Annotated in this window: 11 protein-coding genes; 9 read left to right on the top strand and 2 right to left on the bottom strand. The window is 69.2% G+C overall.

Features of this window, described 5'->3' with window-relative positions:
• Positions 1-1,306: AMP-binding protein (locus tag NAM01S_RS15125; RefSeq protein ID WP_157107748.1), on the bottom strand; the 1,306-nt coding region annotated here is incomplete at its 3' end.
• 344 nt (positions 1,307-1,650) lie between these two features.
• Here NAM01S_RS15125 and NAM01S_RS15120 point away from each other — a divergent pair.
• The 6 genes from NAM01S_RS15120 to NAM01S_RS15095 all read left to right on the top strand — a co-directional run bounded on the left by NAM01S_RS15120 (position 1,651) and on the right by NAM01S_RS15095 (position 9,516).
• Positions 1,651-5,415: an ATP-binding protein gene (locus NAM01S_RS15120; protein ID WP_084482961.1), complete on the top strand. Its 3,765-nt coding sequence runs from the start codon at positions 1,651-1,653 to the stop codon at positions 5,413-5,415.
• On the top strand, positions 5,412-5,825 hold the full coding sequence (locus NAM01S_RS15115) for a roadblock/LC7 domain-containing protein (protein WP_011207200.1): 414 nt from the start codon (positions 5,412-5,414) through the stop codon (positions 5,823-5,825). The genes NAM01S_RS15120 and NAM01S_RS15115 overlap by 4 nt, the downstream gene beginning before the upstream one ends.
• 7 nt (positions 5,826-5,832) lie before the next feature.
• Positions 5,833-6,207 (top strand): DUF742 domain-containing protein, encoded by a 375-nt coding sequence (locus NAM01S_RS15110; RefSeq protein WP_067785475.1) that lies wholly within the window; start codon positions 5,833-5,835, stop codon positions 6,205-6,207.
• Positions 6,188-6,790 carry a GTP-binding protein gene (locus NAM01S_RS15105; RefSeq protein ID WP_174414979.1) on the top strand — a complete coding sequence of 201 codons (603 nt, stop codon included), beginning with the start codon at positions 6,188-6,190 and terminating at the stop codon, positions 6,788-6,790. Before NAM01S_RS15110 ends, NAM01S_RS15105 begins: the two co-directional genes overlap by 20 nt.
• A gap of 88 nt (positions 6,791-6,878) precedes the next feature.
• A complete protein-coding gene (locus tag NAM01S_RS15100) occupies positions 6,879-8,528 on the top strand; it encodes an acetyl-coenzyme A carboxylase carboxyl transferase subunits beta/alpha (protein ID WP_067785472.1) in 1,650 nt (549 codons plus the stop codon).
• Positions 8,529-8,664: 136 nt separating this feature from the next.
• Complete coding sequence (locus NAM01S_RS15095) at positions 8,665-9,516, top strand: aldo/keto reductase (protein ID WP_067785469.1); 852 nt, start codon at positions 8,665-8,667, stop codon at positions 9,514-9,516.
• Between the two features lie 290 nt (positions 9,517-9,806).
• Here NAM01S_RS15095 and NAM01S_RS15090 read toward each other — a convergent pair whose 3' ends face one another.
• Positions 9,807-10,922 carry an NAD(P)-binding domain-containing protein gene (locus NAM01S_RS15090; RefSeq protein WP_067785466.1) on the bottom strand — a complete coding sequence of 372 codons (1,116 nt, stop codon included), beginning with the start codon at positions 10,920-10,922 and terminating at the stop codon, positions 9,807-9,809.
• Between the two features lie 90 nt (positions 10,923-11,012).
• On the opposite strand from NAM01S_RS15090, the gene NAM01S_RS15085 reads away from it, so the two are divergent.
• The 3 genes from NAM01S_RS15085 to NAM01S_RS15075 are packed head-to-tail and all read left to right on the top strand — an operon-like array spanning position 11,013 to position 13,180.
• Positions 11,013-11,741: an enoyl-CoA hydratase gene (locus NAM01S_RS15085; protein ID WP_067785463.1), complete on the top strand. Its 729-nt coding sequence runs from the start codon at positions 11,013-11,015 to the stop codon at positions 11,739-11,741.
• Positions 11,741-12,883 carry an MBL fold metallo-hydrolase gene (locus NAM01S_RS15080; RefSeq protein WP_067785514.1) on the top strand — a complete coding sequence of 381 codons (1,143 nt, stop codon included), beginning with the start codon at positions 11,741-11,743 and terminating at the stop codon, positions 12,881-12,883. The genes NAM01S_RS15085 and NAM01S_RS15080 overlap by 1 nt, the downstream gene beginning before the upstream one ends.
• Before the next feature lie 51 nt (positions 12,884-12,934).
• The gene (locus NAM01S_RS15075) at positions 12,935-13,180 is read left to right on the top strand and encodes an antitoxin (protein WP_067785460.1); all 246 of its coding nucleotides are present in this window, start codon (positions 12,935-12,937) and stop codon (positions 13,178-13,180) included.
• The last annotated feature ends 37 nt before the right edge of the window (positions 13,181-13,217 follow it).

Below are 13,217 nucleotides of genomic sequence, written 5' to 3'. Positions count from 1 at the left end.
GCCAGCCGGTCTCGGTCTGCCACCAGTGGTCGACGACCGGGCAGTCGGTCCGGTCGGCGAGCAGGATCTCGGTGGCCCACTGGTAGGTGGCCGGGTCGAGCCGCTCGCCCGCGCAGAACAGCGCGCGCAGCGAGGACAGGTCGTAGTTGCGTGCCAGCTTGGCCGTCCCGTCGGCCTTGCGGATGGCGCGCAGCGCGGTCGGCGCGGTGAACAGCACGCGCACGCCGTACTCGGAGATGACGCGCCAGTAGGCGCCCGCGTCGGGGGTGCCGATCGGCTTGCCCTCGTAGAGCAGCGTTGTCGCGCCGACGAGCAGCGGGGCGTAGACGATGTAGGAGTGGCCGACCACCCAGCCGACGTCGGATGCGGCCCACATCACCTGGCCGGGGCCGACGTCGTAGATGTTGCGCATCGACCAGGCCAGCGCGACCGCGTGCCCGCCGTTGTCGCGCACCACGCCCTTCGGCTTCCCGGTGGTGCCCGAGGTGTACAGGATGTAGAGCGGATCGGTGGCCGCGACCGGCACCGGATCGGCGGGCTCCGCGTCGCGCACGGCGTCTTCCCAGTCCAGCCATTGCGCCGCGACGGTCGCCGCCGAGCTCGGCAGCGACTCGGTGGCCTCCTGCGGCGCGGCGAAGGTGATCGGGGTGAACTGCTCGGGGCGCTGTTTGACGATCACGTGCCGCGGCGCGGTCGTCTTCGCGATGTCGAGCGCCTCCAGCACGATCGGCGGGTATTCGATCTTGCGGTTCGGCTCGAGGCCGCCGGAGGCGGTGATGATGAGCACAGGCTGGGCGTCATCGATGCGCGCGGCGAGCTCCGGCGCGGCGAAGCCGCCGAACACCACCGAGTGCACCGCGCCGATCCGCGCGCAGGCGAGCATCGCGATCACGGCTTCCGGGATCATCGGCAGGTAGATGACCACGCGATCGCCCTTGCGGACGCCGAGCCTTGTCATCGCGCCCGCGAAGGTGGCCACCTCGGCGAGAAGTTCGGCGTAGCTGAAAACGACCTTGGCACCGGTCATAGCGGAGTCGTATATTAGGGCGGGCTGATCGGCCAGACCTCCCTCGTCCGCGGTGCCACCGCGCACATGGCGGTCGAGGGCATTGAAGGAGGTATTGAGGCTCGCATCGGGAAACCACCTGGCCACGGGGCGGGCGGTGGGGTCGACGATCTGGCCGGGGGGCACCTCCCAGTCGATCGCTTCGGCCGCCTCGGCCCAGAACTCGGCGGGATCGACAAGGCTGGTCTGATAGACCGGTCGGTAGTCGCGCTTCGCGTGTCCCCGGTCACCGCCCCCCACCGAATCACCCTGTGATGCTGTGCTCAAACCCGTGACTCCCTAGCTTGCCTCGATGCCCGCCTCGATAGATCTGCATGATTGTGGCAGACTTCACGCGACGCCCGGGTGGGTGCCGCGACCTCTGGTTTTGCCTGGAACGGGCAGGTCAAGGCCCGTAGCTACACTCGATGTCACCCAAGCTGTTATTGATCCGTTAGAATCTGATGTCACTTATTTGGGCCGTCGTAGACGCAATTTCTCGGCCAGCCGCAGTTCTCGGCCAGCTCCATCCGTCGAGCCAGCATGCGATTGTGGAGGTTCGCTGATGGCGCGTGGATGGGGCCAGTTTGGAAAGTGAGTGGGAGATGCGTGACGCCGCTAGGTCCGGCAAGAAGCGCTGGGCGCTCGGCAATTGGGACCTGCGCTGGAAGGTTACGGCGGTTCTTGCCGTGCCGCTGGCGGTCGCGGTGGGGCTCGGCGTGTCGAGGATTACCTCGGAGTTCACCGAGGCGAACCGCTTGGAAGGGGTCGCCGAGAACATCGAGGCGATCCCGGCCGTCACCGGCTTGAGTGCGAACGCGGCCACGGTCGCCGGTTCGCAGATGGTCTCGCTGTTGCCAGGCCAGAGCGTGGTGACCGACCAGAACCTCAGCGACCTCGACAAGGCGATCAGTGCTGCGCAGGCCGCGGTGGGCAACCTGTCCGGTCAGCCGAAGGCCGAGTCCGCGCTGCAGAACATGATCACCGAGGCCAAGGCCATCCTGTCCAGGGGCAAGGCCGCCGCCGACCCGGCGGAGGCGCTCGGCGGGATCGACCGGATCCGCAACGACGGCGTGAGCATCGTGGAGAGCACGGTCTCGCAGGTCTCGGACCCGGCGCTGGACGCGGCGAAGCTGCGCCTCGTCGACTCGCTCAACACCCGAGCCACCCTGGTCAGCGAGCTGGCCGCGTTCAACGACGTGCTGCACAGCACCGAGTCGGGCATCCAGTCCTTCCTGATCGCGGCGAACTCCGAGCGACAGCTGCTCAACGTGCTCGCGCACCGCTTCCCCGACGGCGACGCCTCGATCGCGGATCTGCGCGCCGGCATCGACAACCGCGTCTCGCTGCTGAACAGCCCGGAGGCGCAGGCGGGCAAGATCCCGATCGGTGAGCTGAAGAACTCGCTGACCGGCAGCGTCGACGTCTACGAGCTCGTGGTCGCCAAGGCGACCAAGGACATCGACAGCGCGATGGACTCGCTGGCCGCCACGGCCAACCGGGACGCGTGGAGCTACACCGCGATCGTCATCGCGACCATCCTCGCGGCGCTGCTGCTCGCGGTGTTCGTCGCGCGCTCGATGATCGTGCCGCTGCACCGTCTGCGCCTCGCCGCGCTGCGCGTCGCCGAGAGCGACCTGCCGCACGAGGTCGCCCAGCTGCGTAACGGCGCGAAGCCGGAGGACGTGCCGCTGGAGCCGATGCCGGTGCGAAGCACCGAGGAAATCGGCCAGCTGGCCCGCGCCGTCGACGACATCCACGGCCAGGCGCTTCGCCTCGCGAGCGACCAGGCGCAGATGCGTCGCCAGGTGAACGATATGTTCGAGACCCTGGCCAGACGCTCCAAGTCGCTGGTCGACCACCAGCTCAGCCTCATCGAGGCGATGGAGTACGACGAGAAGGACCCCCGCCTGTTGGAGAACCTCTTCCGGCTGGACCATCTCGCCGCCCGTATGCGCCGTAACGGTGACAACCTGCTGATTCTGGCGGGCACCAAGCAGCGCCGCGCCAAGTCCGCGCCCGTCGAGATCGCCGACGTGCTGCGCGCCGCGATCTCCGAGGTCGAGGACTACGAGCGAGTCAAGCTCGGCGCTACGCCGCGCGGTTCGCTGAAGGAACCGGCCGCCTCGGACCTCGCGCACCTGTTCGCCGAACTCCTCGACAACGCGCTGCGGGCCTCGCCGCCCGAGACGGACGTGAAGTTCACCTTCGCGCAGGCGCACGACCAGGGCATGCTCATCGAGGTCGCCGACCGAGGCATCGGTATGCCGCCCTCGGAGATGGCCGAGATCAACAGGAAGCTCGAGCAGACCGCCGAGCCGGGTCCCGACACCGCGCGACACATGGGTCTTTTCGTGGTCGGCCGCCTGGCCGAGCGCCACGGCCTGACCGTGCGACTGCGCCCGACCTTCGACACCGCGCGCGATCCCGGCGTGACCGTGACCGTGCACGTGCCGGTTGGCCTGATCGTCGCAGGCGGACCGATCTCGGGCCCACAGCCCGTGACGCCGACGCCGTCGCCCGCCGCGCCGCAGCGCCAGTCGTCGCCGTCGTCGATGCAGATGCGTTCGATCACCCGCACGCCCGGCGGCAACATGATGGTCACCGTCGATCCCGGGGTGAGCGGACCGATTCCGGTCGCCAAGCCCGTCGAGCCGAGCGGAGACGCCCAGGGCGGCCTTCCGCAGCGGCAGCCGGGCAACGCGATGGCGACCGGATTGCGCCAGGACTCGGCCCAGTCGAGCCCGACCTTGCGGCCGCAGCCAGGCCAGGCGTCGAGCGGCCCGCAGCGCGGCAAGCTCGCCGCGGCGAGCCTGCCCAAGCGCAGCCTGAGCCCGGGCGGCCCGCAGCGGCCGCCCACCCCGCCGACCGGTACCGGCACGAACACCGGCAACGGCTCGCTGCCGCAGCGCGACGCGTCGAACTCCGGCGATCTCCCGCAGCGTCAGCCGGGTACCAACGGCGTGCCGAAGCCGAGCACGACGGGTCTGCCGCAGCGCCAGCCCGGCACGAACGGTGCGCCCGCACGGGATGCCGCCGCAGGCCTATCGCCGCGCGATTCGGCTCCCGTCAAGCCGCCACAGCGGGATGCCGCGTCCGGTGGTCTGCCGCAGCGTGAGTCCGCATCGGGCGGTCTGCCGCAGCGTGATTCGGCGTCGGGTGGTCTGCCGCAACGCGATCAGGCCGCGGGTGGTCTGCCGCAGCGCCAGCCCGGCGCCAACGGGATGCCGCCGCGTCAGTCGTCGTCGGGTCTGTCGCCGCGCGAGAGCGCCTCGAACGGTCTGCCGCAGCGCGACGCGGCGCCGAACGGCCTGCCGCAGCGGGAGCCCGGTGCCAACGGTGCGCCCGCACGCGATTCGGCCACGGGCCGGCCGCAGCGGGATCCGTTCGCCGGTCTGTCGCAGCGTGAGTCCGCCTCCGGTGGCCTGCCGCAGCGTGATTCGGCGTCGGGTGGTTTGCCGCAGCGTGATTCGGCGTCGGGTGGTTTGCCGCAGCGTGATTCGGCTTCCGGTGGTTTGCCGCAACGTGAGTCCGCTTCGGGCGGTCTGCCGCAGCGCGATTTCGCGTCCGGTGGTCTGCCGCAGCGCGATCCCGCCGCGAACCGTCTGTCGCAGCGTCCGCAGACCGGCAACGGACTGCCCCTGCGCGAACCGGGCGCCAGCGGCGCTCCGCGCCGGGAGCAAGCGCCCGGTGGTCTGACGCAGCGGCCTGCCGCGTCGACCGGCCTACCGCAGCGCGAGGCGCCGAGCGGTCTGTCGCAGCGTCCGTCGGCCGCGCCAGGTGGTCTGCCGCAGCGCGATCCCGGCGCGACGGTGATGCCGCAGCGCGAGGTCCCGCCGGGAGTCGGCCTGCCGCAACGGGAACGGACCGTGCAGCCTGCCGCGAGCAGCGCGGACAAGAAAGAAGCCGAGTCGAGCACGCCCACGGGCGGCCGCGACCCCGGCAAGCACAGCTACAAATCCAACCCGTCGAAGACGGCCTCCTTCTTCCAGACTCGCCTGCAGCCCGCGGTCGAATCCGGATCGCCGATGGACAGCCCGATCTTCGCCGAGATGATGTCGGCATGGCTGGCCGATCCGAACCCGGATCGGTCCCAGGTCGCGGCCTCCTTCGAGTCGCCTGGCGACGAGGGTTGGCAGGCCGCACGCCGGGCCAGCGAGGCGCAAGCCGAAACAAAGACCGCCGCGGGCTTGCCTCAACGCAATCCGGGCGGGAGGCTGGTCCCCGGCGCCGTCAGCGGCTCCGCGGATCGGGCACCGCGCCGAGATCCGGAATCGATCAGGTCCAGCTTGAGCCGTCACCAGCAGGGCGTCCGGGATGGCCGTGCGATGAGAGAAATGAACCTAACCGGAGACAAAGGAGACCGATGAACCCCGATCTAGGTGGTACGAACCGTCAGCTGGATTGGCTGGTTTCGAACTTCGCCAACGAGGTTCCTGGCGTAGCTCATGCCGTCCTGGTCTCGGCTGACGGCCTACTCATGGCCGCGAGTGCCCAGCTGCCCGTCGACCGCGCTGAACAGCTCTCGGCGGTCACCGCCGGCCTGGCCAGCCTCTCCGTCGGCGTCTCGAACCTGTTCGAGGGCGGTACGGTGCTGCAGTCGGTCGTCGAGATGGAGCACGGATACCTGCTGCTGATGGCGGTGGGCGACGGCTCGTATCTCGCGGTACTGACCAACACGTCCTGCGACATCGGACAGGTCGGATACGAGATGGCTCTGTTGGTCGAGCGTGTTGGCCAGACGGTGCAGGCCACGCCACGCGTCACGATGGGTTCCTGATGGTGGGATGGACATAGAAGATCACCGCGTGGGGAGCGCCGAGCCGAGCCTCGTTCGCCCATACTCGTTGACCGCGGGCCGTACCAGGCCCACGGTCGAGTTGGCGTTGGAGGCGCTCGTCGCATCGCATCCGGTCGCCCTGGAGCGGCAGTTCGAACTGACCAACATCGAAACGTCAATCGTGGAGTTGTGCAGAGAATCGCCGTCCGTTGCCGAAGTAGCGGCTCGACTGGGAATTCCGATAGGTGTGGCACGGGTACTCGTTGCCGACCTGATCGAGGCCGGTCATGTGCGCGTTTCCGCGACTTTGAAAGACGATTCCAGCGACGATGAACGTCGCGAGCTGATCGAAAGGGTTCTCAGTGGACTCCGGCGTATTTGATTCGACGGCGCAGGTCGATACCCGCACCAGCAAGCCCACCTCGGCGAAGATCGTGGTCGCTGGTGGCTTCGGTGTCGGTAAGACCACGTTGGTCGGTGCTGTCTCGGAGATCGTTCCGCTGCGTACCGAGGCATTGGTGACCAATGCCAGTACCGGAATCGATAACCTGACCGGCATTCCGATGAAGTCCACCACCACGGTGGCCATGGACTTCGGCCGGATCAGCCTCGCGGACGATCTGGTGCTGTATCTGTTCGGTACGCCGGGCCAGTACCGGTTCTGGTTCATGTGGGACGACCTGATCCGCGGCGCCATCGGCGCCGTGGTTCTCGTCGACACCCGCAGGCTGGAGGACAGCTTCGCGGCCGTCGACTACTTCGAGGCGCGCAACCTGCCGTTCCTGGTGGCGCTCAACGAATTCGACGACGCACCGCGTTATCCGATCGAGGACATCCGGCAGGCACTCGCGGTGCCCGCGGATGTGCCGATCCTGTCCATCGACGCGCGACGGCGCGAGCCCGCCAAGCAGGCGCTGGTCTCGCTCACCGAATACGCCCTGCGCAAGGTGATGCAGGGCTACTGATCGCGGGGACGGCCGCGGCGCGCCCGCGGCTGTCTCGTCACCGACTTCCGTGACTCCTGCCGTCCGACCGTGCGGATATGCTCGCGCGATGCGGATTTCGGCGCGGGAGTGGCTCGGGCAACTGCTCGACGCGGAGTCGTTCGTCAGCTGGGATCGGCCACCGTTCGAGGTGGCCGCGTCCCCGCGTTACCGCGAGGATCTGCGCAAGGCGACGGCCGCGGCGGGCACCGACGAGTCGGTGCTCACAGGTGAAGGACTGTTGCGCGGTCGCCGGGTGGCCGTGATCGCCTGCGAGTTCGGGTTTCTCGCCGGTTCGATCGGTGTCGCGGCGGCCGAACGCATCGTCGCCGCCGTCGAACAGGCGACCGAGCTCGGCCTCCCGCTCGTCGCGTCCCCGACCTCCGGCGGCACCCGCATGCAGGAGGGCACCGTCGCCTTCGTGCAGATGGTGAAGATCGCGGGCGCGGTCGCCGCGCACAAATCCGCCGGACACCCGTACCTCGTGTACCTGCGCGACCCCACCATGGGTGGTGTGTTCGCGTCGTGGGGTTCGCTCGGCCACATGACCTTCGCCCAGCCTGGCGCGCTGATCGGGTTCCTCGGTCCGCGCGTCTACAAGGCGTTGTACGGCAAGGACTTCCCTGAGGGCGTGCAGGTCGCGGAGAACCTGTACCACCGCGGCGTCATCGACGGCGTGGTGCCGGTGCACGTCTTCCGCAGGATCGCCCATCGCGCGCTGAGCGTGCTCAGCGGAGAAGTGCGGGCGGACGACAAGAGCTCTGCCGCATCGACACCCGCTCCGTCGTCGCGTGATCGGGGAGTCGAAGCTGCCGGTGTCCCGGCGGATTCGCGCCCGAGCGGGCCGGTGGCGGCCGAACCGGCGGACTCCGCGGGTTCGCGCGGCGGCTCGCGCCGTGCCGAGTCGGCGGTCGCGAGTGGGGAGCCCGCCCGGTCCGCGTCGACCTCCGACGCTGCCTGGCAGTCGGTGCTCGCCTCGCGCCGCCCCGACCGCCCCGGCCTGCGCGATCTGCTGCGCCACGTCACGCAACGGGTTCCGCTCAGTGGCACCGGTCAGGGCGAGACCGATCGCAGCGTGGTGCACGCGCTCGCCAGGTTCCGCGGACAGCCCTGCGTGGTCTTCGGGCACGACCGCACCGGACGCCTCGGCGAGACGATGGGACCCGCGGCGTTGCGCGAGGCGCGGCGCAGCATGGCGTTGGCCGAGGAGTTGCGGTTGCCGCTGGTGCTGGTGATCGACACCGTCGGCGCGGCGCTGTCCAAGGAGGCCGAGGAGCGCGGTCTCGCCCCCGAAATCGCCCGCTGCATCAGTGATCTGGTGACTTTGGACACCCCGACCGTCTCGGTGCTGCTCGGCCAGGGGACCGGCGGCGGCGCGCTCGCGCTGCTGCCCGCCGACCGCGTCTTGGCCGCCACGAACGGCTGGCTGGCCCCGCTGCCACCAGAAGGCGCCAGCGCGATCGTCTTCCGCGACACCGAACACGCGCCGGAACTCGCCGCCGCGCAACGCATCAGCGCCCCCGCGCTGCTCGCCGACGGCATCGTCGACCGCATCGTCCCGGAACGCCCCGACGCCGCCGACGAACCCGTCGACTTCGCCCGCCGCATGGTCGCCGCCATCGGCGAAGAGCTCAGCCGTCTGCGCGGCCTGCCCCTGCACGATCTCGAGCGCGCACGGCATCAGCGCTACCGCAGGCTCGGCCTTCCGGCGGGCCGCTGAACCGGACCAGGACCGCGCGGAGCGACCCGTTCGACCTAACCGTCGAGCGAAATGGCTGGTTCACGCGTTTTGGCGGGTGTCAACACGCGCGTAAGCGTCGTTGACGGTTCGCCCCCGCACTTCTACGGTCGATCGGGTGAGCTTCCGAAGCGAGACCTCCGCCGTGCCGTCGATCGTGCTGAACGACGGCAACGTCATCCCGCAACTCGGATTCGGCGTGTTCCAGGTGCCGCCCGAGGACGTATTCGATGTCGTGACCGCCGCGCTCGATGCGGGCTACCGCAGCATCGATACCGCCGCGATCTACGGCAACGAGCAGGGCACCGGGCAGGCCATCCGGGCGTTCGGGCTGCCGCGCGACGAGGTCTACGTCACCACCAAACTGTGGAACGCCGATCAGGGCTACGACGCCACGCTGCGCGCCTTCGACGCGAGCATGGACAAGCTCGGCCTGGACTACCTGGATCTCTACCTGATCCACTGGCCGGTGGCCATCGCCGACAAGTTCGTCGAAACCTTCCGTGCGTTTCAGGAGCTCAAGCGGCAGGGCAGGGTCCGGTCGATCGGCGTGTCCAACTTCACCGAGGCGAACCTGCGCCGGGTGATCGAAGAGACCGGCGAGATCCCGGCCGTCAACCAGATCGAGCTGCACCCCGGCCTCGCCCAGCGCGAACTGCGCGATTTCCACGCCGCGAACGCGATCGCCACCGAGGCGTGGAGCCCGCTCGGCCAGGGCACGCTGCTCGAGGACCGGACCATCACCGTCATCGCCGCCGAACTCGACCGCATGCCGGCCCAGGTGCTCATTCGGTGGCACCTGCAGCTCGGCAACATCGTCATCCCGAAGTCGGTCACACCGTCGCGGATTGCCGCCAATTTCGACGTGTTCGGCTTCGAGCTGACGGCCGAGCAGATGGACGCGATCAACGCCCTCGACCGCGGCGGCCGCATCGGTCCGAACCCGGACACTTTCACCGCCGGTCTCTGAGGCGAAGCGCGCTGCCGGTAGTCGAGGTGGGGCCCGTTGTCGGTCGCTGAGTTCCGGCTTGGTGCTGGTCGCTGAGGCGGGCCTGCTGTCGGTCGCTGACCTCTGGCCTGCTGGTCGCTGAGGCGCAAGCCGGTGCTGGTCGTGACGCCGCGGCCTGGTGCTGGTCGCTGAGCCGCAGGTCGGTGCTGGTTGTGGAGCTCGGGCGCGGTGTCGATCGGTGAGCCGCGGGCCGGTGCCGATCCAGACCCGGGAGCGGTGCCACGGTGCGTGCGCGATCACCGAGCCGCAGTTCAGCCGCGGACGCCGATGCCCAGATGCTCGGTCAACTCGACGGCGGCAGCCCGGCCCGCGCGGTTCGCGCCGATGGTGCTCGCCGACGGGCCGTAGCCGATCAGATGGATGCGCGGATCGACGGCGACCTGCGTCGCGAGTTGCCCGGTCATGGTGATCCCGCCGCCGGGTCCGCGCAGCCGCAGCGGGGCCAGATGGTCCAGCGCGCTGCGAAACCCGGTGGCCCACAGGATGACATCGGCTCGCTGGAAAGTGCCGTCCGCCCAGCGCACGCCGTCGGGTTCGATGTGGTCGAACATCGGCCGCCTGCGCAGCACGCCGCGCGCGTCGGCCGCGCGCAGCCGATCGTCCCAGCGCAGGCCGGTCACCGAGACCACCGAGCCGGGCGGGAGCCCGTTGCGCACGCGGTCCTCGACCATCGCCACCGCGGCCCGGCCCGTCTCGTCGGTGAACTCCGCGTCGCGGAACACCGGTTCGGTCCGCGTGACCCAGGTGGTCGCGGTCACCTTCGAGATCTCGTCGAGCAACTGCACAGCGGAGATGCCGCCGCCGACGATCACGACGTGCTTCCCGGCGAATTCCTCGGCGGTGCGATAGTCGCGCGTGTGCAGCTGACGGCCCGCGAAGCTCTCCTGCCCGCGGTAGCGCGGGATGAAAGGCCGCTCCCAGGTCCCGGTGCCGTTGATGAGCCCGCGGACCCGGAGCGTGCCCGCGCTGTCGGTCTCCGCGTTGAGCACAGTGCCGCGCCCGTCGCAGCGCTGCCCGTCCTCGGTGCGGTCGCAGACCACGTCGACCGACACCTGCCTGCGCACCCGAAGATCGAAGCGCTTCTCGTACAACTCGTAATAATGCGGAACGGCCGTGGCGGCGGGTGCGCTCTCCGAGCCGGGCGGCAAGGTCTCGGCGAACGACATGCCGGGCAGGTCGTGCACCCGGTTGACGGTGGTGAGTGTCAGCGAGGGCCAGCGGAACTGCCAGGCGCCGCCGGGTCCCGGTGCGTGGTCGACGATGAGAAAATCGCGTTCGGGGCGTAGTCCGAGGCGGCGGAGGTGGTAGCCGGCCGAGAGTCCCGCTTGACCAGCGCCGATCACCAGGATGTCGAAGTCGGTCGGCACAGCCGCCGATCGTATCGCCTTCGGCGTCTCCCGCCACCGCCTGTGGCAGAGTGAGAGTAACCAAACGACACGTTCAGTTGGGGAGGATGCATGCTCGGTGTTAGCCGAGATGGTGATGTCGTCACCATCGAATTACAACGCGAGGAGCGACGCAACGCGCTCAACAGCGAACTCGTGACCCGGCTACGCGAGGCCGTCCTAGCCGCCGTCGCCGATGGCGCACGGGTGATCGTGCTGACCGGGCGCGGCCCGATCTTCAGCGCGGGCGCCGATCTGTCCGGCGTCTACTCCGACGATTTCCTCTCCGGCCTGCTCGACATGTTGCACACCATCGAGTCGGTGCCGGTGCCGGTCATCTCCGCCATCAACGGCGGCGCGCTCGGCGCGGGCGTGCAACTCGCGCTCGCCTCGGACCTGCGGGTGATCGCGCCGGAGGCCTACATCGCCATTCCGGCCGCCAAACTCGGCATCACCGTGGACCGCTGGACCGTGCGGCGGCTGGTCTCGCTGATCGGCGGCGGCCCGGCGCGCACCGTTCTCATTGGCGCCGAACCGATTCAGGCCGCCGACTGCTACTCGTTCGGTTTCGCGAACAAGATCGGCACCCTTGCCGACGCGCAGGCGTGGGCCAAGTCGATCGCGGATTTGGCGCCGCTTTCGCTGCGGCACCTGAAGCTGGTGTTCAACGACGACGGCACCCGCGATCCGGAGTCCGCGCAACAGCGCGCCGCTCTGGAGGCCGCGTGGACAAGCGCCGATGCTCAGGAGGGGCGTGTGGCACGGCAGGAGAAGCGCGCGGCGAAGTTCGTGGGGCGATGATGCGTATCAAACGACTGCTCGGTTACGCGGCGGGCGCGGTCGGGCTCACCTGGGTGGTGCGGGCCGCGTGGGACATACCGTCATCGATCGGCGCCTCGATGTCGGCTATCCATCCGTACGCGACGGGGTCGGTGAGCTACCGCAATCGCCAATTCCACAACACCGAGCCGAGCACCCAGATCGTCGCGGGTTCGGTTCCCTCCCTGCTGTATTCGGCGTTTACCAAGCGCAATATCGGCCGCCCGCGCGGGGTGGTTCCGCTGCAGAAGCCGCAGTCGCCCGCCGAGGCCGCCGATCTAGCGGTGACCTGGTACGGCCACGCGTCGGCGCTGATCGAGGTGGACGGATACCGGATTCTCACCGATCCCGTATGGAGCGAACGGGTTTCGCCTTCCCCGCTGATCGGGCCCGCGCGGCTGCATCCGGTTCCGGTGCCGCTCGCGGAACTTCCGCAGGTCGACGCGGTGATCATCTCGCACGATCACTACGACCACCTCGACAAGGAGACCATCCGGGCGCTGGTGGTCGCCCAGTCCACGCCGTTCCTGGTGCCGATGGGCATCGGCGCGCACCTGCGGCACTGGGGCGTTCCTGAGCATCGCATCGTCGAATTGGATTGGGGCGGTTCGGTTTCCCTCGCGGCACTCGGCCGGGAACGGGACGGTACCGATCTGGTGCTCACCTGCACCGAGGCCAGGCACTTCTCCGGCCGCGGACTGGTCAGGAACACCACGTTGTGGGCGTCCTGGTCCATCGTCGGCCCGACTCGGCGGGTCTACTTCGGCGGCGACACCGGTTACACCAAGGCGTTCGCCGAGGCGGGCGCGGCGCTCGGTCCCTTCGACCTGACGCTGCTTCCCATCGGCGCGTACGACGAGCGCTGGACCGACGTGCACATGAACCCGGAGGAGGCGGTGCGCGCGCACGCCGACCTGTGCGTCGGCGATCCCGGCCACGGCCTGCTCGTGCCGATCCACTGGGCGACGTTCAACCTGGCCTTCCACGGGTGGTCGGAACCGGTGCACCGGATGGTCGACGCGGCGAAGGAGGCGGGTACCTCGGTCGCGGTGCCGATGCCGGGACAACGCTTGTTGCCGCATGCGCTCCCTCCCGGCGATTCCTGGTGGGAAAATGTAGGTTGACCTGTCGGTATCTCCGACATCCCGATTGGCGACAGGAAAGGAACGACGGCGATGAGCCTGGCGGACACTTTGAAAGGCCTGGTCGGTAAGGGAAAGGACGCGGCGGCCAAGAACGCCGACAAGATCAACCAGGCGGTCGACAAGGCCGGTGACTTCATCGACCAGAAGACCCACGGGAAGTACACGGACAAGATCGAGAAGGGCAAGGAGGCCGCCAAGAAGGTGGTTCCGCCCGAACACCCCGGCCAGCCAGGGCAGCCCGGCCAGCCGGGTCCGGGGCCGACGCCCAATCCCTGAGGACGCACGGCCGGGGACCGCCCACCTGTCGGTCCCC

Source organism: Nocardia amikacinitolerans NBRC 108937, assembly GCF_001612615.1.
In the GTDB taxonomy this organism is placed as follows: Bacteria; Actinomycetota; Actinomycetes; order Mycobacteriales; family Mycobacteriaceae; genus Nocardia; species Nocardia amikacinitolerans.
This window is presented reverse-complemented; position numbering and strand designations above follow the sequence as displayed.

Excerpts from the sequence above, each read along its gene's own strand:
- NAM01S_RS15115 (WP_011207200.1), top strand. The coding sequence starts at position 5,412 with ATGAACCCCGATCTAGGTGGTACGAACCGTCAGCTGGATTGGCTGGTT.
- NAM01S_RS15075 (WP_067785460.1), top strand. The coding sequence starts at position 12,935 with ATGAGCCTGGCGGACACTTTGAAAGGCCTGGTCGGTAAGGGAAAGGAC.
- NAM01S_RS15110 (WP_067785475.1), top strand. The coding sequence starts at position 5,833 with ATGGACATAGAAGATCACCGCGTGGGGAGCGCCGAGCCGAGCCTCGTT.
- NAM01S_RS15085 (WP_067785463.1), top strand. The coding sequence starts at position 11,013 with ATGCTCGGTGTTAGCCGAGATGGTGATGTCGTCACCATCGAATTACAA.
- NAM01S_RS15100 (WP_067785472.1), top strand. The coding sequence starts at position 6,879 with ATGCGGATTTCGGCGCGGGAGTGGCTCGGGCAACTGCTCGACGCGGAG.
- NAM01S_RS15120 (WP_084482961.1), top strand. The coding sequence starts at position 1,651 with ATGCGTGACGCCGCTAGGTCCGGCAAGAAGCGCTGGGCGCTCGGCAAT.
- NAM01S_RS15080 (WP_067785514.1), top strand. The coding sequence starts at position 11,741 with ATGCGTATCAAACGACTGCTCGGTTACGCGGCGGGCGCGGTCGGGCTC.